This is a genomic window from Helicobacter canis (assembly GCF_008693005.1).
In the GTDB taxonomy this organism is placed as follows: Bacteria; Campylobacterota; Campylobacteria; order Campylobacterales; family Helicobacteraceae; genus Helicobacter_B; species Helicobacter_B canis.
This window is the reverse complement of record NZ_VXKE01000005.1, coordinates 12982-32678: the sequence shown is the minus strand read 5'-3', so window position 1 is coordinate 32678 and position 19697 is coordinate 12982. Positions and strand designations below refer to the sequence as shown.

The window sequence follows — 19697 nt, the reverse complement described above, 5'->3', positions numbered from 1 at the left end:
CATAGCTAGTCCCCAAATACAGCCATAGCGCGCTAATTATGGCTATTTTTCAACAAGATCACTAAAGCTTATGTCGCTTGTGAGATCTGCTGCCATTTGCATAAGGGATTGCGTTTCTTTCTTTAGATCATTGATAATGCCCTGGTCGATGAAGCCAGAGAGCTTGCGTAGCTTTTTGTAAGCGTTTTTAGAGACATATGGGCGAAGTGTTTTAAGCTGCTTTTCATCGATATTTGGAAGCGTTTGAAACACTTTCCTTAGCTCCTTGGCGGGGATAGGTTTTTTTGCCATTTGGATTTCCTTTAGTTCTATTTGTGTTGTTTGTGCATTAGTGCGATAGCCAAGACACACGATCTATCAAATATGTTCAGCCTGCAAATAAGTGAAAAGCGATTATAGCAAGAAAATGCCATTTTTCTATAAATATTTTGCCCTAGTTTGTTTAAGCAGAATGTCCCACAAGGCGCAAAATCCAAATTTACAATGTTTTGACATATTAAAATGGTATAATGCCCAAAAATAGTTGGAGAGAAAAATGCGTTGGTTACAATATTTAATGATCTGCTTGCTAACTCTTGTTATCTTTGCTGGAGGCGCGTTGTTCTCGCATTTTATCGGTGATATAAAGGAGATTCTACATATAGGGGAGCGATCCCACCATTACACATTGGATACCGCAGAAGCTATGCAGATCCCCTATGAGCAATATGAGAGCAGGGTTATCATTAGTGTGCCCAATGTGCTTAAGAAGACAGGCTCTAGCGATGTGGAGCGGCAGCAGGATCTTGTCAATAAATTTTCCCGTGTTCTTGGGGAGATTACAGATCGTGTTGTTAAGTTGCCATTATATGAGCGTGGAGCGTGTTTAGTGCAGTCAAAAATAGTAGAAGATGAAGCAATGATTGGAGAGATTAGCTGCACTATCACGGAAAAGGACATAGATGAGTATAAGGCTTTGCTAAAAGAAATCGACTATCTTGCTTTGAAAAATGGTGGCTTGCGAGCGGAGGTGTCAAGCTTGTATCCTGTCGTAGATTTTGCTCAAATTGAGAATACTAAGCAGAATCTACGCGCTCGCCTGCTAGAAAAGGCACACCAAAGCGTTGGATTCTACTCGGCGCAGACAAAGAGACGCTGCTCGCTACTAGCAAGTAATGAGAGAGGTGCTTATAGCCCAAATGATGTGGTTGCACGCGCACTTGGTGCTAGCAAAGGCTCGCTTAGTGGCACTAGTCTTTTTGCTGCGACTCTCCCTATAACTGCGGACATTAAGTTGCCTTTAGAGAAATCCGCGCCATTGTATTTGGAAGCGCGCATTACGATTAGGTGCGACTAATGCGTCATATTGGAAAGCGGAGTTGCTATGCGGTTTAACGAAGAGCTAGCGCATATTGCTACCTATCAGGCTGGCAAGCCTATTGAAGAGATTGTGCGCACATTTGGACTAGATGAAAAAGATGTTATCAAACTAGCTAGCAATGAGAATCCCTATGGTGCTTCACCTAGTGTTGTGGAGTGCATTAGGCATAATGCTCACAAGGTATCGCTCTATCCAGATGATTCTATGCACGCGCTTATTTCACGCTTGCAGCAGCATTATGGTATCGAGTATGGGCAGTGCATTGTAGGATCTGGGAGTGATCAAATTATTGAGCTATGTATGCACGCTAAAGCTACAAAATCAAGCAAGATTCTTATGGCGGGTATTACTTTTGCGATGTATGAAATCTATGCCAAGCATATTGGTGCGCAAGTGATACGCACACCAAGCAAAGAGCATAATCTCGCAGAGTTTTATGAGCTATTTACGCAGCATAAGCCTGATATTGTGTTTTTCTGTGTGCCTAATAATCCTTTAGGAGAGTGCGTAGATGCTAAAGAGCTCTATAAGCTTCTTGCGCACATAGAGCGAGAGAGCAGTGGCGAGACGCTTGTAGTCATTGATGGAGCGTATCAAGAGTTTGCTTCTTATAAGGATTCTAGTAAGCATATTGATCCACGCGATCTTATCAATCGCTTTGCAAATGCTATCTATCTTGGCACTTTTTCTAAAGTATATGGGCTTGGTGGTATGCGTGTGGGCTATGGAATCGCGCAAGAAAACATTATCCAAGCCTTGTATAAGCTGCGCGCGCCCTTTAATATTACGACATTAAGTCTTGCGGCTGCGTGTGTGGCACTTGAGGATAAAGAATTTGTGCGCGCTACGCTTGAGAAGAATTTCACACAAATGCTTCGGTATGAAGAGTTTGCAGAATCTAGGGGGATTAGCTATATCCCATCTTATACAAACTTCATCACCCTAGTCTTAGAAAATCCTTATGATTCTTCGGTAATTTGCGATACACTTTTGCGACAAGGGATTATAATCCGCAATCTCGCTTCCTATGGTATCAACGCTTTTCGCATAACTATTGGCACACAAGAGCAAAACACAAGAGTGCTTTTAGCTCTTACAGAGATTATGCGGTAGCTGGGGGTATGATGGAAAATTTTTGTAAGGATACAAAGTAGTGGATACCAAAACGCTTTTTGAACGCATAACAAAAATCTATAACAATCTCACCGGTAAGCAAAAGGTCGTTATCACAGCGACCATTGTTGTGCTTATAGGGTTTTTTGTGTTTTTGCTTGTTTTTTCAAATAAGCAGGTGCAAAGCTCCTATGGTGTGCTATTTGAAGGTATGAATGAGTCTGATAACGCGCTTATCTTGCAATATCTTAAAGACAATCAAATCCCTTACAAAATCCCCCGCCACGATGTTATAGAAATCCCCAGCGAGCGCGTAGCAGAAGAGCGCATTGCCTTAGCAGCCCAAGGTATCCCCAAAACTTCTAAAGTAGGGTTTGAAGTATTTGATACAAACAATATCGCCGAGACAGATTTTACACAGCAGGTGAAGTTCTTGCGCGCAACTGAAGGTGAGCTTACGCGCACAATAGAAGCTTTAGAGCCGATCTTTAAAGCAAATGTGCAAATTGCCAACCCCAAAGAATCACTCTTTGTCTCAACGAGTATCCCGCCCACTGCTGCTGTTATGGTGCAGCTAAAGCCGGGTAGCACACTTTCATCGTTTCAAATCACAGGGATCAAAAATCTTGTGTCCGCAGCTATTCCAAGGCTTACGCCTGAAAATGTTAAGATTGTCGATGGCAATGGAATGCCTTTGGGTGAGGACAATGAGCTAGCTGGGATCAATGAAGTGCTTAAGCAACGCTACGCCTTTGTCCATAAAGAAGAGCAGAAAAAGGCAGATGACATTGTGCGCTTGCTTTCCCCTCGTGCTGGTGGGGCGAATAAAGTTGTAGCCATTGTGAATCTTCAATATGACTGGAGTCAGCAAGAATCTATCAAGCAGACCTTTGATCCCTCTCAAGTGCTTCCTAGAGCGACTAAGGACTATGAGAAAGAGAAGCAAGGACCACCAGAGAAGACTATCGGTGGGATTCCGGGTGTGGAGAGTAATGTCGGTCCCGTGCAGAATCTAGATTCTAGTAATCAAATGATAAAAGAGCGCGAGACAGAGTCCATTGTCAATAATGAAATTGGTAATGAGACGATTAAGACAAAGTTTGCAAGCGGTAAGCCCATACGCCTAACCGCTTCAGTGCTTGTTAATGGTGAGCATAGGCTTGTCACCAAAGATGATGGACAAGAAGTGATGGAGTATGTGCCATTTACTCCAGAGGAGATTGCCAAGCTTGAAAATCTTGTCAAAAATGCCATAGGGTTTGATGAGTCGCGCGGAGATTCTGTAACGGTTTCAGATTGGGATTTTTCAAAATCAGAGACAATCAAAGTGCCAAAGACTTTTGTAGAAAAAGCCACAAGCTTTATGATGCAGTATGTCCCACTGCTAAAATATGTCATCATCGCTATTATCATCTTCATCTTTTACAAAAAAGTCATCGCTCCATTTGCTGAGCGAATGCTTGAAGTCCAAGATGCAGAAGATGAGAAGATTGAATCACTCTTTGAAATTGACGATGATGACGATGAAGCTAGCTCACGCTTTGGCGAGCTGCGCAAGCGTGTGGAAGAGCAGCTTGGCATTAGTGGTGGTGGATTTAGTGAAGATGAGGTCAAATATGAAGTATTGCTAGAAAAGATTAAAGCAGTCATTCAAGAAAAGCCAGAAGAAATCGCTTCGCTGTTTCAAAAGCTTATCCACGATGAAATCGGTGTAGAGAAGTCTAGCTAGGAGGCACTATGAGCTTACAATTAAACCAACGCCAGCGCGCGCAATATGATGAACTCTCAATGTCGGAAAAAATTGCCATCTTGCTGATCCAAGTAGGCGAAGAACTTACAAGCGAGATTTTTAAGAATCTTGATATTGATGGGATTACAGAGATTTCTAAGCAGATTATGCAGCTAAAGGGCACGGACAAAGCCATAGGCGGCGCGGTGCTAGAAGAGTTTTATGCAATTTTTCAATCTAATCAATACATCAATAGTGGCGGGCTTGACTATGCTAGAGAGCTGCTTAATAAAGCTCTTGGACCAGAAGAAGCTAAGCGAGTTTTGGACAAGCTTGCAAAAACTATGCAATCTGCCAAAAACTTTGCCTATCTTAGTAAAATCCGCCCACAACAGCTCGCAGACTTTATTGTTAATGAGCACCCCCAAACTATCGCACTTATCCTTGCGCATATGGACGCAAGTAGTGCGGCAGAGACTTTGGGGCATTTTAGCGATGATAATATGCGCGCGGAAATCGCTATCCGTATGGCAAATCTAGGTGATATTTCGCCAAATGTGGTCAAGCGTGTATCCACTGTGCTAGAAAACAAGCTAGAATCTCTCACAAGCTACAAAGTCGAAGTGGGTGGTCCAAGAGCGGTTGCCGAGATGTTTAACCGACTTGGGCAAAAGGCTGCCAAATCTACGCTTTCTTATATCGAGCAGATTGATGAGCAATTAGCAAATGAAATCAAAGAGATGATGTTTACCTTTGAAGATATTGTCAATCTTGATAAAAATGCTATTAGAGAGATTCTCAAGGTTGCTGATAAAAAAGACCTTACAATGGCACTAAAAGCGGCAAATGACAGCTTGAAGCAAAAGTTCCTTGATCAAATGAGTACAAGAGCAAGCGAGCAATTCATTGAAGAAATGCAGTTCTTGGGTGCGGTGCGTATGCGCGATGTCGAAGCTGCCCAGCGCAAGATCGTAGAAGCGGTGCAGACACTTTCAGAGCAGGGGCTTATCCAAGTAGGCGAAGAGGAGGATGTCGTTGAGTAGTTTTGAAGAAGATAATCTCATCACCAAAAATCATATTGAAAAGCATAGAATCAGCAAGTATGAGTTCCGCCCTATTGTGGCAGATGAAGTGGATTCTAAGCCCAAAGCCCCAGAATCCGCTCAAGCCCCCAGCTTGCCCCCAGCAGCACAAAGCATTGGAGAAGATAGTATAGAAAAAGAGCTGATAGAAAAGCTGCTGCAAAAGACCGATGAGCTCTCAAGCTCGCTTGCAAAGCTGCAAATCCAGTTTGAAAAGCAGCAGCTTGAAATGGAGGAGAGGGTCAATACTGCGCGCAATGACGCCTACAAAGATGGGCTAAAAGAAGGTGAAGAAAAAACACGCCAAGCCCTAGAAGCAGATGTGCAAAAGGAGCGTGCCGCCCTTGTAGAATCCGCTATCAATCTTGACAAAGCTATGCAAGCTTCCCAGACACATTTGCGCGAGCTAGAGAAAGAGCTAAGTGCCATTGCTGTGGATATTGCAAGAGAGGTGATCACAAAAGAAGTGGAGAAAGATAGCGCGGCTGTGGCATTAGCCTTGGCAAAGGAGCTGCTAGGCTCAATCGCCGATGCCACTGATGTGCAAATCCGCGTCAATCCGCTTGACTACCACACTCTAACCCAAGAGCTAAAAGATCACCCCAAGCTAAAAATAGAAGCGGATAATGCTATTACAAAAGGTGGTGTGATTATCGCAAATGGCGGTGGGATCATCGATGGCACTATCACCAATCGCTATAAAACTTTAAAACAAAGCGTTTTGGATAATTTGAAAGACTAGGGCGTTGTATGGCAGTTTTTCCCCAAAAACCCATAAAGCAAATGGATTTAGCAGAGTTAGAGAAGCTATGCGCTGATATTCGCGCTAGAATCCTAGAAGTGGTGAGCCAAAATGGTGGGCATTTGAGCTCGACACTTGGCGCAGTGGAGCTAATTGTGGCTATGCATTATGTGTTTGACTACACAAAATCCCCCTTTATCTTTGATGTCTCCCACCAAGCTTATGCACACAAGCTACTTACAGGGCGGTATGATGAGTTTGCAAGCTTGCGGAAGTTTGGCGGGGTGAGTGGATTCTGCAAGCCAAGTGAGTCAAGCGCGGACTATTTTGTCGCCGGGCATAGCTCTACTTCTATCTCGCTAGGCGTAGGCGCGGCAAAGGCTATGGCTTTACGCAATGAGCGAGAAATGCCCATTGTGCTTATCGGTGATGGGAGTATGAGTGCTGGGCTTGTGTATGAAGCATTAAATGAGCTAGGCGATAGAAAATACCCTATGCTTATTATTTTGAATGATAATGAAATGAGTATCGCCAAGCCCATAGGCGCGATTTCTAAGCATTTATCGCAAATCATTTCCCACCCAATGTATCAATCGTTTCGCAACTTTACAAAAAAATGGCTGGAGAAAATGCCAGATTCTGCGACTTATTTAGCCAAACGCTTTGAAGAGTCGCTAAAGCTTATCACCCCCGGGATTTTGTTTGAAGAAATGGGGATTGACTACATCGGTCCAGTTGATGGACATAGTCTTAGCGATCTCATCTTTTGCTTTAAAAGGGCGCAGGATTTGGGGCGACCAGTGATTGTGCATACACAAACGATTAAGGGCAAGGGCTATGAGATTGCTGAGGGTCCTTATGAGAAGTGGCACGGGGTAGGGGCGTTTGATCTCCAAACAGGGCAGGCACTCAAAAAGCCCAGCCCAAAGCCCACGCCCACGCAGGTATATGCTACCACGCTAGCAAAACTTACTAAAGATGATGAAAGAGTTGTAGGCGTTACAGCAGCGATGCCCGGAGGCACGGGGCTAGGAGAGCTGATTGACACTTATCCTAATCGATTCTGGGACACAGGCATTGCCGAGCAGCATAGTGTAACTTCTATGGCGGCAATGGCAAAGGAGGGCTTTATCCCCTTTGTGAGTATTTACTCGACATTTTTGCAGCGTGCATTTGATCAAATTATCCACGATGTGGGGATTATGGGGCTGCCGGTGCGCTTTAGCATTGATAGGGCTGGGATTGTAGGCGAAGATGGCGAGACACATCAAGGGCTTTTTGATATTGCATATTTGCGTATGATTCCGGGCTTTGTGCTCTTTGCTCCGCGCGATAATGCTACGCTTAAGCTCGCCATAGAGTTTGCCCATAAATTTTCTAGCGCGCCTTGTGCTTACCGCTATCCGCGCAATGCCTTCTGCCTAGAAGAAGGCAGCTATAAAGCAAGTGAATTTGTGCTAGGTGAGCTAGAAGTTTTGCGGCAGGGCAGGCAAATCGCGCTTATTGGCTATGGTAATGGAGTAGGGCGAGCAGATCAGGTATATCGCGCTTTGTGCGCACTAGGATTTAGCCCTAGTCTTATTGATTTGCGCTTTTGTAAGCCACTGCCAGAAGAGCTAGAATCCACTTTGCGCAGTCATACAATCGCCTTTGTCTTTAGCGATAGTTATAGAGATGGCGGCGTGGGTAGCGCGATATTGGAGCAGGCAAGCGCGTGGGAGGTGCTGCTGCCACTTTATAGCCTTGAGCTAGAATCCACTTTTGTCCCGCACGGCGATACAAAGAGTGTCGAGCACTCGGTGGGGCTTAGCGAGCAGGCGTTACTTGAGCGCGTGCTTATCAAGCTTAAATCCCACAATATCACTCCATAGGCGCGGCTATGAGTATAGAGCATAAAGAGGGCTTTGAGTTTAGCTTTGATAGCTCTGCGTGCGGGACTTGCGGGGGGCGGTGTTGCGTGGGTGAGAGTGGCTATATCTTTCTTACACTCAAAGAAGCAGAATCTATCGCCACATTTTTGGGGGTGGAGTTTGAGAAGTTTGTTTTACACTATGTCAAAAAGGTCGGCTATCGATTCTCACTCATTGAAAAGCCTTATGAAGATGGCTTTGCGTGCGTGTTTTTTGACACACAAAAAAAGCAGTGTGGGATTTACGCCACTCGCCCAGCCCAGTGTAGATCGTTTCCATTTTGGGAGGGACTTCGCTCAAAAAGTGAGCTTGCGGAGCTTTGCGCACTTTGCCCCGGGGTTGTTAAGCAAGAAGTGCAGGGATAGATGATGAGAGCTTTGTGTAGTGCATTGTTGCTTGTGTATCTAGTGTATGCTGATAGCAAGGAAGATGCTGCCTTGCTCAATGGTGCTGATAGCTTGTATCACGGCGATTTTTCCGCTTCATTTGATGAGTTTATCGCGCTATTTGAAGATACAAAAGAGCCTTATTATGCCAAGCTTGCCGCCCAAGCGGCGATGGGCAAGGGCGATACAAAGTCTGCGTTATTGCTTGCAGAGCTATATATCAAGCTTAGTGGCAATGATGAAGATCTAATCATCAACAAAATTCTCGCTGATGTTTATGCGCAAAATGGGCAGATAGAGCAGGCTATCAAGGTGCTAGAGAGAATCTATGCGCAAAAGCCTAGTAATGAGGTTGGCGAAGTGCTGGGCAATATGTATATGCTTAAGGGCTCTCCAAAGCAGGCGCAACCCATCTTTGCACGCCTTTATGAAGCGACTCATCATACAGAGATTCTTAAAAAACTGCTTTTAGCATTTATCGCCCAAAAGCAAGAGCAAAAGGCTCTAGGGCTTCTCTCCCAGCATTTGCTAAGCTTTGGGTGTGAAGAGAGATTTTGCGAAGAATCAATTGGGATTTACGCGGATTTACGCGCCCTAGAATTTGCCAAAGATGTCTTTGAAAAAATCTATACCAAAAACCCCACAATCCCCAATGCTATGAATCTTATGCGCGTGCTTATCGCACTAAAGCAATTCCAAGAAGCCCAAGGTATCGCGCAGGCTTTCCCATTTGATCAAGGGCTGCTTTTGGACTTGTATGTAATGCAAGGTGATTATCATAAAGCACAAAAAGAAGCTAAGCATATCTACGCCCAAAGTAAGAATCCTAAATTTCTAGCATTAGAGGCGATTTATGAGTTTAGCGCGCAAGAGCAGCCCACGCGCAAGCTAGCAGAATCTGTCGCCAAAAAGCTTAATGAGGCAATCACCCTGCGCCAAGCCCAAGCGCGTGAAGAAGATCAGCAGCAAACTCCACAAGATGCGTTTTTTTATAACTTTTATGGCTATTTGTTGATTGATTATGAGATGGATATTAAGCGTGGCTTAGAGTATGTGAAGAAGGCTTTGGCAATTGAGCCTTATGCGTTTGTCTATATCGACTCATTGGCGTGGGGGTATTATAAGCTTGGTGATTGCGAGCGCGCTCTTAAAGCATTTGCACAAATCCCAAAAGACCAGATCGCAAACAACCCAGACTTGCGCGCACATAGCTACCAGATCCAAGGAGTGTGCAAAGGGCAGGCAAAGTGAGAGAATCTAAATGAATGTGATTATGCGACTTTTCCAAAGATTTTCCACAAGCGCGCTAGAATCCACTTCCGCACTTGCTTATAGAATCCAGCGCGAGCAGGAGATCTTGCCTTTTGATTTGCTTGGGCGATCGCTTTCTTATAATCCTTATCCGCCACGCTTTAAGGAGATTTTCCCCACGCTAGACTCCCCGCGTGCTGTGCTTGTGAAAGGCTTTGTATTTGATGAGCTAGAATCTATAGTTGCCCACATACACGCGCATAAGGCACAAATCATTGTCCTAGATACGGCGCGAGATTCTAGTGCGAATCCTAGCGGAGAGGGGCTAGAGTGCATAGGGTATTTGCGCCACTACACCACCGCGCTCATTGTGCTAAAGGATAGCTTTATTGATCCATATCAAATCTTGCAAGCAGTCGTTTATGGTGCTGATGGTGTGGTGCTAGATTCTAGTAGTAGGGGGCATAAGGCGTTGCTAGAATTTGCATTTAGGCTAAATTGTATGAGCTTTTGCGCCATTGCAACACTTAGGGAGATTAAGCAAGCTGTGTTAGCAAAGACAGAAGGGTTTTTTATCGATGATGGTGTGTATGATGAGTTTGCCACACTGCTGCCAAAATCCAAGTGTATCTGCCACTATGTGGAGGCAACTGCTCCCAAGCGTGCAAGCACAAGTGCAGATTTTATGTGTGTGCAAGTGTAGGTCGTATGCACATTACTATTCTTAGTGATACAAGTGCGCATAAGCTTGATGTGGCTGCGCCTAGTGTGCGGCTTGATGAGTGTGTGGCACAAGGGCTACATATCTCACGCAGCCAAGCACAAGAGCTCATTAAGCAAGGGTGTGTTCAAAGCAATGGCATAAAGAGTCAAAAAAGCGGGCTTAAGCTTACAAAAGATACGATCTTGCAGATCACGCTCCCAGCGCAAAGCTCAAAGCCAGCTGCTTTGCAAATCCCACCACTTGAGATTACTAGAATCTATGAAGATGAAGAGCTGCTTATTTTAAACAAGCCCCCAAATCTTGTCGTCCATAGCGCACCAAGTGTAAAAGAAGCGACTTTGGTAGATTGGCTTCAAGCACAAGGGGTAATGCTCTCCACACTAAGTGGCGCGCACCGAGCTGGGATTGTGCATAGGCTTGATAAGCAAACAAGCGGGGCAATCGCCATTGCTAAGACAAATGCCACGCACGCTTATTTAAGCCAGCAGCTAAAAGATCGGGCTATGGGGCGGTATTATTTGGCACTAATTGATAAGCCGCTCAAAGAGCCAAGAATGATCACTTGCAACCTAGCGCGCCACCCAAACAATCGCCTAAAAATGGCAAATATCGATGCTATGGGGCAGAGAGTCTCTTCTGCTAGATTCTCGCAAAGTGCCTTTATCCCGCTTATCAACACGCAAGAGACTTCACTGCTTGCCATTAAGCTCTATACTGGGCGCACACACCAGATCCGCGCACATTTAGAGAGTATCAATCGCCATATTTTAGGCGATAGGCTTTATGGCTATACAGGCGCGCTAGAGTGTCGCGTCCAGCTGCACGCATATTTGCTCTATCTCACGCATCCTATCACGCGCAAGCAGATGGTTTTTCGCGCTGAGATTTTTGGAGATATGCTACAATGTGCGCAGATTTTTGGGGCAAAGGAGTTTGATGAAGCCATTAGGCAAGATGCTATTGTGCAGGCTTTTAGTCAGTGGGATACTGCTTGTAGGGCTAAGTAGTTGCGCTACCAAAAGCACTTCCTTAGGGTTTTTGGGCTCGCAAGAAAAGCTTGATCCAAACCTACCTATGATTCCACAGATACGCACTATAGCTGATGTAAGCTCTATCGCGCTAGAGTGGGATAGAGTGCCAAACCCAAATGCGATTAAAGGCTTTGTCATCTTCCAAAACAACGCCAACAATAGCAAAAAAATCGCTACGATTAAAAACCCTTATGCCACGCATTATGTTGTGGATTCTCTCTTGCCAGAGACTTCCTACTCTTTCCAAATCGCCACGCTTGGTGCAGATAATGCAATCTCGCAAAAGACCGAGCCGCTCGCTGTGAAGACATCATTCATCGACCCTGTTGAAAAGGCATTTGCTTCAAAAGACTATGCCAAAAAGATCAAACTCATCTGGAGCCCCCACCCAAACCCTAGCATTACACGCTACATTATCCAGCGCAAGAATCCTGCCGGTGCGTTTCTCAATATCGCTACGATTAAAAACCGCTTGCTTGTGGAGTATTTTGATGAGAATCTAGCCGATGCGCAAGACTACACTTATCGCATCATCGCTAAAGATTTAAACGGAGTCAATTCGCGTCCAAGTGCGGAGATACAAGGCTCTACAAGACAGAAGCCAAAGACAATTACCTCAATGCAAGCAAGCCAGAATCTAGCTAAAAATATCCAGCTAAGTTGGGACGCTGTCCCAGATATTAGTCGCTATGAGATTTATACTGCTAGCACGCTTGATGGTGTATATAAGCCCCTTGTGCAAGTCAATAAAACCTACTATACACACAAAATTGGCAAGGATAGTATCGAGCTATTTTATAAAGTGCGCGCTATTGATGATAATGATGTCGCAAGTGATTTGCCAAATGGCGCGACTAGGGGTGCGACTCTCCCGCCTCCACCTACGCCTGTTATCACTCAAGGGCAGATACAAAATAGCCACGCTTTTATAGAGTGGGAGATTATCAATAATGCGCGCGTAAAAGCCTATGTAGTATATCGCTATGAGGGGCGCTTGGGTGCTCCATTGCGCTTTAGCAACACGATAAAAAATAGCTTCACTGATAAAGAAATGCAAAAAGGCAAGCGATATATCTATAAAGTTGTCTCTGTTGATGGAGATGGCAATGAGTCTCTACCAAGCAAAGAAGTAGAGCTGCTTCTACAATAATGCCGCACTTTATCGCCCGCAAACAGCTAGAATCTAGTGCTTCTAAGCTAGATTCTATGCCCTATGCTTATAAGCTTGATAGCATAAGATCTAGTAATGTAGCTCTTATTGCCGTGCCCTATGTGTATCAAAATAAACCTAGATTGTGTTTTGTCTATGAAATCGTGCGCGCAAATGATGTGCTATTAAAGGGGGTTAAAAGTCTGCGCCCTATACCAAGTGGCTTGCTTAAAAATGCTCTGCAAGCTTTAAGCAAGCATTATGATGTGCTGCACGAAAACCTAGCGCACACCGCGCTTAAGCAGGACATTGATAGCCCATTTTTGTTAAGCGATGGGGAGATAGTGGAGCTACTAGAATCTAGCCAAGATACATATAGCCAAGTGTTTGTGGAGATAGGGTTTGGCAGCGGTAGGCATATTGTGCATTTAGCCAAGGAGCATAGAGATACGCTTGTAATAGGGCTAGAGATACATACGCCTTCTGTGGAGCAAGTGTTGCGACAGATTGAGATTCTAGGTTTAGAAAATCTCTACATATCTTGCCTTGATGCAAGGCAGTTTTTACGCGCTGCTATAAGTGATAGTGTGGGGCAGATGTTTATCCACTTTCCTGTGCCTTGGAATAGTGCGAAAAATCGCCGTGTGCTAAATGGCGTATTGCTACAAGAGGTGATGCGGGTGCTTAAACAAACAGGCTCATTAGAATTCCGCACCGATGATAGAGAGTATTTTGAAGATGTGTTAGCTTTGGCACAAGCCAATCAATACGCTAGCTTTAGGCACACAATAAACGCCAAGCGGTCCATAACGAGTAAATACGAAGCAAGGTGGCTAGCGCAGGAAAAAGATATTTTCACTATTGCGATTACGCCAAATGCAAAGACTCCGCCGAGAGATTCCCGCGAGATTGGGCAAAAATGTGGATTTAGATTTGATAAAAAATTGGTAAAATCCACTTTAGCAAAAGCTAGTAGCGATTGTTTTACCCACTTGTGGGAGAAGAGGCGTTTTGCGCAAGGGTTTTTGTGTGTGTATGATGCTTTCATCTCAAGAGCGCAAGATAGGGTGGCGTTTTTGGTGCATTTTGGGGACTTTCAATACCCTTGCACGCGATTGATTGTGCTAGAGTGTATTGAGATAGCAGGTGTGCTTGAGTATCAAGGGCACTATTTCCCAGAGCCACCACTCCAAAGCCACGCTAACGCACAAGCACACGAATTGTTTATTAACATATTGGAGAAACTATGAGTATCATTACAGCAAGCAATCTTACGCTAGGCTACCAGCGAGAAGAGCCAGTCATCGTTAATGCAAACTTCACCATCAATCACAAAGACTTCGTCTTCATATCAGGACCTAGTGGTAGTGGGAAGAGCACCCTGCTTAGCTCACTTTATGGAGCTTTAGCCCCTATGAGCGGGAATCTTAGTGTATGTGATATCAATCTCACTAAACATAAAGATAAAAATATCACTCGCTTACGCCAAAAAATCGGCATAGTTTTCCAAGACTACAAGCTCATAGAAGAGTGGAATGTCGAAAAAAACATCGCGCTTCCTATGCTTATCAATGGCTACAAAAAAGATGCTTGCGAAGCCCAGACAGAAAAGCTGCTTTCACATATAGGGCTTTTGCATAAGGCGACTAAATATCCATTAGAGCTAAGCGGTGGAGAGCAGCAGCGCGTGGCTATGGCGCGTGCCATTGCCCATCGCCCTACCTTGATTCTAGCCGATGAGCCTACAGGGAATCTTGATGATTTTTCTAGTGATATGATTTGGAGCTTGCTAAAGAGTGCAAATGAGCAGCTTGATATTACTATTGTGGTTGTTACCCACCGCGTCCCTATGCGCACAAATATCTCCTATCGGCACTTATTTATCGATCGAGAAAGGAATAGTATTTATGAACAGCATTAAACAGCACTTTTTTTTGATTCTACCTCTACTTGCGCTCCTTTTTAGTCTTGAGAGCTTTTTGCTTATCAATCGGGCAATTATTAGCAAAGAAGACAAGCTTTTGCAAAACTACTCCATCGTGATTGCGAGTAAAAAAAAGCTCTCTCTTGAAATTATCCAGCAAAATATCCCAGAAGCATTATCGCTTGAGCCGATTGATCCAAGCTTTATCCTAGATAAAATCCGCTCCAATATGAATAATGAAGACTTTGAAAACATCAAAAAAGAGCTATCTCTCTACTACACTTTAAAGCTTGATTCTTTTCCTAATCAACGGCGACTTAATGCCATAGAATCTACTTTAAACAAAATCCCAAATATTATTAAGACAGAGTCGTTTGCCAAGACGCATAACCAAGCCTATCGCCTGCTATTTTTGGTCAAGTTTAGCATACAGACTTTCGCACTTATTTTGGCGGTGCTTAGTGTGCTTTTGATGATTGATCAAATACGAATTTGGCATTTTGAACATAGTAAGCGTATGCAAATTATGAATTATTTGGGGGCAAGCCTATGGATGAGAAATAGCTTCTTGCTTAAGGGCGCGATTAACGATGCCATTATCGCAGCTATTGTGGTGAGTGTTGGGTTTTTGTATTTTTCCACAACGGCTGCTGCTAGAGAGATGATGGAAGCACTAGAAGTGAGTGGCGAGGTATTTAGCTTTGTGTATGATTTTGGGATTTTGCTTGCAGCTTCGATTGGCACTTGTTTGTTTTGTGTATTTGCAGCAATTAGCCTACAAAGAAAGGTATAAAATGCGTTTTGTATCTGTGCTTTGGTGTGCAATCCTGCCTGTATGTCTAGTTGGCGCGCCTAAAAAGCTTGAAGATATAGAAAAGGACATTCATACCAATAAGCAGAAGCTAGAAGAAAAAGCCAAAGAAGAGCGAAAGATCTCTTCACGCCTAAGCTCACTTGGCAATACGATCAATGCACGCAAGAAGCAGATTTCTTCCCTGCGCGCGCAAATTGTGTTTTTGCAAAAAAGCATTAGCCAAAATCAAAGCCAAAGCCAAAGCCAAGAGAAAAAGCTGGGATCGCTACGCGCAACCTTGCAGGCACTAGAGAGCGAAAAAAGCGCGATACAAGCCTATATTGCTAATATTATCATTAAGGATTTGTCATTCTCGCTTGTTTTAGATAAGCAAAGCGCAGTATCCCCAGATGATGTGATGCTTGAAGAAGCATTTGATCTTTTGACCAAGCAGAGCCAAAGTAAGATTCTAGCTCTAAGCGACAAGCAAAAAAAGATTACCGATCAAATTGGGCTCATCACGCATAATATCAATGAGATCACAACTCTCATAGGCACACAGCAGAACAAAAAAGAGCAGCTGCAAAAAATGATTAACGAGCAAAATCTTCTCAATGACAAATTGCAAGCCGAGCTAAATGACTACAATCAAAAGCTTATCCAAATCACCAAAGAGCGTGAAGGACTAGATTCTATCTTGCAGAATCTAAATATCATTAAAGCCGATCGACAAAAGGAGCTAGAGCGACAAAGACAAGCCCTGCTTGCAGCGCAAAAGGCACAGAAAGAAAAAGAAGAAAGACAAGCTAAGGAAAATGCTGCAGCCCCCACCCAGCAGCAAAGCCAAAAAGACAATCTCAACATCGTGCAAGTTGCAAATAGCTATAAGAATGTCTCAGTTATCAAATACACTGGGGCAAAGACCATTGCACCGCTAGAGTATTATACGATTGAGCAGAATTTTGGACCTTATTTTGACCCGGTTTATAATCTTAAGGTGTTTAATGAGTCAATCACGCTGCTTTCAAAAGTGCCCAATGCTGTTGTATATAATATCCTTGATGGCAAGGTTGTCTATGCCAAGGAAGCTCCTGTGCTTAAAAAAGTTGTAATTGTCGAGCACAGCAATGAGACTTATACTATTTACTCTCAGCTTGATAAAATCGCGCCGACAGTTAAGCCGGGCTTTGTTGTTAAAAAGGGCTATACAATCGGCAGGGTTTCGCAGAGGCTGGGATTAGAAATAACACAAAAAGACAAACATATCGATCCAATCGAAGTTATTGCAAAAAGTAAATAATTTGCTAAAACATTTTACAAAATAGTCGATAGTAGTATCACCTAAGCTAAAATCACAAGGAGGTTGTTATGGCAGAGGTGCATACAAACCAGGTTTCTTCTATCAAAAATACACTTTATGGTATGGTTAATAGTGCAGGGCAGGCATATAAGCAGGATTCTATCCAAGCGTCTAATATGCGCGCTGCGAGTTCCGCTCATACGCACCCTGATGATATGCATACGCGTGGCGAGCTAGTGCATACAGCAAAAGAGATCAATAAGAAAATGGAGCACATTGGTGCTGATATTAATTTCAGCTACAACGATGATATTGGCGGACTTGTTGTAACGGTGAAAGACCCAAGCAATGGTGGCAAAGTTATTCGAGAGATCCCAAGTAAAGAAGCCATTGAGCTTACAAAAAAAATGCACGAAGTAGTTGGGCTGATTTTCGATAAAAGAGGTTAGTTTAGATTTTGGCTGGTATGCCAAGAAGTGTGGGAGATAAGTAATGGCAGTAGGTAGGATCAACTCATTAGGAGTTGGTAGCGGGGTATTGAGCTATGATGTCATTGACAAGTTGCGTGAAGCAGATGAAAAGTCAATGATCCGCCCAATAGAGCGGAAAATGGAGCAAAACATTGAGAAGCAAACCGCGCTTGCAGAGATTAAGACACTAGTGTCTGCTATACGCACACCTACAAAAACTCTTGCGGATTATTCTTCCTACCTAGGGCGCACGACTAATGTCAATAGTGATGCAATTAAGGCAACTGTCGCAAGTGGTGTGCCTATGCAAGATATCAAAGTTGATGTGCATCAGCTAGCTCAGGGTGATATTAATGAAGTTGGTGGGAAGTTTGAGAGCAGAGACAGCGTTTTTAGCGAGAATGATGCAAGCCTTAGCTTCTATACACAGGGCAGAACCTATAAGATTGATATTAAGGGCGGTATGAGTCTGGGCGATGTTGCACAGCTTATTACCGATGAGACAAATGGCGAAGTTACAGGTATCATTATGAAGACAGGTGGGTCAAAGCCCTACCAGCTTATGATGAATTCTAAAGGTATGGGCGATCAAAGTAGAATCTATTTTGGCACGACGCTAACGACAAATATCCCCGGTGGTGCTTTGGATTTAGGTGAGGGTGATTTGACCTTAAAGCTTACAGATAGCAAGGGCAATGAGCAAAGTTTGGACATTAAGCTAAAGACAGATGGCTCAGGAGATAGTGCCCTAGCTGTTAAAGAGGCAATAAGGGAAGCCATAGAATCTAACGATGAGCTAAAAGACTTGCTTGATACGGAGATTAATGTAGGGCTTGATAAAGATGGCAAGGGGCTTGTGATCAATGATTTGCGTGGGTATGGCATAAGTGTGGAGGGGGCGCAGGCTGGATCTCTTGGATTCCGTGATGGACAAGCAAAGCAAGAGCCACTTATAGAATCTGGGCAGATGGTGAAAGCGGGCAAGCTTAGCGGGGTTGTGATGATTGGTAGTGTGCCGCTAGATCTTGGTAAGATGACCAAAGATAAAAATACTAGCGAGCAAAATGCCCAAATCATTGCGCAAGCCATAGAAAATATCGCAGGAATGCACGCTAGCACCGATGGCTCTGGGAAGCTTACTTTAAGCTCAGAAGTGGGCGAGATCAAAATTAGCGCGCAAGATGATGCAGGCAAGCAAGCCATAGAAGATATTGGCTTGAAGTCTGGCACTATACAGAGCTATGCAAAACTGCAAGATAGCTTATTTAAAATCAAAAATATCCAGCAAGGACAAGATGCACTTATTTCCTATAATGGCGCGCAAATCTCACGCCCGACTAATGAGATTAACGATGTCGTAGGTGGTGTATCAATGAGCTTGCAATCCACCACCGAGCCGGGTAAGCCAGCGATCATTAGCATAGGGCGAGATGATGCAAATATCATCGAACAGGTGAAAGAATTTGTAAAAGCCTATAATGAGCTAGTCCCCAAGCTTAATGAGACGACACGCTATGATGAAGATACGAGTGTTGCCGGGGTGTTTAATGGCGTGAGCGACATACGCACGATACGATCCTCGCTTAACTCTTTGATCAGCTATTCGGAGCTTGTCGATGGTAAGCTTGCAAGCCTTGTAAATTATGGTATTACACTTAATGATAAGGGTGTGATGTTTTTAGATGAATCTATGCTTGCAAGTGCTATAAGTGCTGATCCAAAGGGCACAGAAGAGTTGTTCTATGGCAGAGATAAGCAAGAAGCATCGGGGAGAGAGACACATATTGATGGTGTTTTTGCAAAAATTGATAAATTTTTAGCCACTTTAGCCGATGGTAGTAATTCAAGGCTTGAAGCATTTGGCTCATCGCTAGAGCGCGATGCCAAAGCCTTGCAAAAAGACAAGAAAAGCGCGACAGAGCTGCTTGATACACGCTATGAGACAATGGCGAGTCGTTTCGCGGCTTATGATAGCCAAATCGCAAAGACGAAAAATGCCTTTGGCTCAGTGCAGATGATGATCGATCAGTCTGTCGCCAAAAAGTAGCTTGAAGAAGTAGCTCATTAGGAAAGGATAATTATGAGAAGCAATGCCTACAATCTCTACCAACACAACGAAATTTCCGTGGAGTCTCCCGCTAAACTGATTGAGATGCTCTATGAAGGGATATTGCGTTTTTGCGGGCAAGCAAAGCGACATATGGAGCTAGGAGATATTGAAAAAAAGATCTACTATATCAATCGCGTAACAGACATTTTCACAGAGCTACTCAATGTCTTAGATTATGAGAGAGGTGGCGAGGTGGCTACTTATCTCACGGGGCTTTATACGCACCAAATCAAGCTGCTTACACAAGCAAATGTCGAAGATAATGCAGAGAAAATTGACATTGTTATCAATGTAGCAAAAGGCTTGCTTGAAGCTTGGAGAGAGATCCACCAAAATGAGCTGGCTTGATAGTCTAAAAGTCGCAATTATCCAAAAAGACACACAAAAGGCATTTGCGCATATACAGACACTTCCAGAAAGCTTTGATGATATAGAGGAGATGCTCCAAGCAAGGGAGCTTATCGCTCAGGTGCTCGACTTGCTCGAAGAAGAGAAGAGCCACATTAGAATCCAAATGCTACAAATAAAAGCTGCAAAAAAAATCATAGAGATTAATTCGTAACTGCTACATACAAATCTATTTGGACAATCGTTGTAGATAAGCGTGATAGGCGCGATGTGT

20 protein-coding genes are annotated in these 19697 nt (G+C 43.8%); 19 read left to right on the top strand and 1 reads right to left on the bottom strand.

Translation table 11 applies throughout. From position 1 onward, the window contains the following. Positions 1 to 42: 42 nt before the first annotated feature. On the bottom strand, positions 43 to 291 hold the full coding sequence (locus F4V45_RS01530; protein WP_150336755.1) for a hypothetical protein: 249 nt from the start codon (positions 289 to 291) through the stop codon (positions 43 to 45). A gap of 244 nt (positions 292 to 535) precedes the next feature. Between F4V45_RS01530 and F4V45_RS01525 the strand changes: the two genes are divergently transcribed. From F4V45_RS01525 to F4V45_RS01435, 19 genes are all read left to right on the top strand, one after another. After that, positions 536 to 1336, top strand: coding sequence for a hypothetical protein (locus F4V45_RS01525; protein WP_150336754.1), 801 nt, complete (start codon positions 536 to 538; stop codon positions 1334 to 1336). 27 nt (positions 1337 to 1363) lie between these two features. Further along, the gene (hisC, locus tag F4V45_RS01520) at positions 1364 to 2473 is read left to right on the top strand and encodes a histidinol-phosphate transaminase (RefSeq protein ID WP_150336753.1); all 1110 of its coding nucleotides are present in this window, start codon (positions 1364 to 1366) and stop codon (positions 2471 to 2473) included. Positions 2474 to 2513: 40 nt separating this feature from the next. After that, a complete protein-coding gene (gene fliF / locus F4V45_RS01515) occupies positions 2514 to 4202 on the top strand; it encodes a flagellar basal-body MS-ring/collar protein FliF (protein ID WP_023929218.1) in 1689 nt (562 codons plus the stop codon). An 8-nt stretch (positions 4203 to 4210) separates the two neighbouring features. Beyond that, positions 4211 to 5245, top strand: coding sequence for a flagellar motor switch protein FliG (gene fliG, locus F4V45_RS01510; RefSeq protein ID WP_150336752.1), 1035 nt, complete (start codon positions 4211 to 4213; stop codon positions 5243 to 5245). Further along, positions 5232 to 6026 (top strand): flagellar assembly protein FliH, encoded by a 795-nt coding sequence (gene fliH / locus F4V45_RS01505; RefSeq protein ID WP_150336751.1) that lies wholly within the window; start codon positions 5232 to 5234, stop codon positions 6024 to 6026. The genes fliG and fliH overlap by 14 nt, the downstream gene beginning before the upstream one ends. A gap of 8 nt (positions 6027 to 6034) precedes the next feature. Further along, entirely contained in the window at positions 6035 to 7897 is a 1863-nt protein-coding gene (dxs, locus tag F4V45_RS01500) for a 1-deoxy-D-xylulose-5-phosphate synthase (RefSeq protein WP_150336750.1), read from the top strand. A gap of 8 nt (positions 7898 to 7905) precedes the next feature. Next, entirely contained in the window at positions 7906 to 8301 is a 396-nt protein-coding gene (locus tag F4V45_RS01495; RefSeq protein ID WP_210670697.1) for a YkgJ family cysteine cluster protein, read from the top strand. Beyond that, positions 8302 to 9573: a tetratricopeptide repeat protein gene (locus tag F4V45_RS01490; protein ID WP_150336749.1), complete on the top strand. Its 1272-nt coding sequence runs from the start codon at positions 8302 to 8304 to the stop codon at positions 9571 to 9573. 10 nt (positions 9574 to 9583) lie between these two features. Further along, positions 9584 to 10276, top strand: coding sequence for a beta/alpha barrel domain-containing protein (locus tag F4V45_RS01485; protein WP_150336748.1), 693 nt, complete (start codon positions 9584 to 9586; stop codon positions 10274 to 10276). A gap of 5 nt (positions 10277 to 10281) precedes the next feature. Further along, on the top strand, positions 10282 to 11304 hold the full coding sequence (locus F4V45_RS01480; protein ID WP_150336747.1) for an RluA family pseudouridine synthase: 1023 nt from the start codon (positions 10282 to 10284) through the stop codon (positions 11302 to 11304). Then, the gene (locus tag F4V45_RS01475) at positions 11234 to 12478 is read left to right on the top strand and encodes a fibronectin type III domain-containing protein (RefSeq protein WP_150336746.1); all 1245 of its coding nucleotides are present in this window, start codon (positions 11234 to 11236) and stop codon (positions 12476 to 12478) included. Before F4V45_RS01480 ends, F4V45_RS01475 begins: the two co-directional genes overlap by 71 nt. Next, the gene (gene trmB / locus F4V45_RS01470; RefSeq protein WP_150336745.1) at positions 12478 to 13728 is read left to right on the top strand and encodes a tRNA (guanosine(46)-N7)-methyltransferase TrmB; all 1251 of its coding nucleotides are present in this window, start codon (positions 12478 to 12480) and stop codon (positions 13726 to 13728) included. Before F4V45_RS01475 ends, trmB begins: the two co-directional genes overlap by 1 nt. Beyond that, the gene (locus F4V45_RS01465; protein ID WP_023929208.1) at positions 13725 to 14399 is read left to right on the top strand and encodes a cell division ATP-binding protein FtsE; all 675 of its coding nucleotides are present in this window, start codon (positions 13725 to 13727) and stop codon (positions 14397 to 14399) included. Before trmB ends, F4V45_RS01465 begins: the two co-directional genes overlap by 4 nt. Further along, positions 14386 to 15195, top strand: a complete 810-nt coding sequence (locus F4V45_RS01460; RefSeq protein ID WP_023929207.1) for an FtsX-like permease family protein — start codon at positions 14386 to 14388, stop codon at positions 15193 to 15195. The genes F4V45_RS01465 and F4V45_RS01460 overlap by 14 nt, the downstream gene beginning before the upstream one ends. A gap of 1 nt (position 15196) precedes the next feature. Further along, entirely contained in the window at positions 15197 to 16495 is a 1299-nt protein-coding gene (locus F4V45_RS01455; protein WP_150336744.1) for a murein hydrolase activator EnvC family protein, read from the top strand. 68 nt (positions 16496 to 16563) lie between these two features. Continuing rightward, positions 16564 to 16944, top strand: coding sequence for a flagellar protein FlaG (locus F4V45_RS01450; RefSeq protein WP_150336743.1), 381 nt, complete (start codon positions 16564 to 16566; stop codon positions 16942 to 16944). 43 nt (positions 16945 to 16987) lie between these two features. Beyond that, on the top strand, positions 16988 to 19012 hold the full coding sequence (gene fliD, locus F4V45_RS01445) for a flagellar filament capping protein FliD (RefSeq protein WP_150336742.1): 2025 nt from the start codon (positions 16988 to 16990) through the stop codon (positions 19010 to 19012). 30 nt (positions 19013 to 19042) lie between these two features. Further along, on the top strand, positions 19043 to 19423 hold the full coding sequence (gene fliS, locus F4V45_RS01440; RefSeq protein ID WP_150336741.1) for a flagellar export chaperone FliS: 381 nt from the start codon (positions 19043 to 19045) through the stop codon (positions 19421 to 19423). Then, positions 19410 to 19637: a hypothetical protein gene (locus F4V45_RS01435; protein ID WP_150336740.1), complete on the top strand. Its 228-nt coding sequence runs from the start codon at positions 19410 to 19412 to the stop codon at positions 19635 to 19637. Before fliS ends, F4V45_RS01435 begins: the two co-directional genes overlap by 14 nt. Positions 19638 to 19697: the final 60 nt, after the last annotated feature.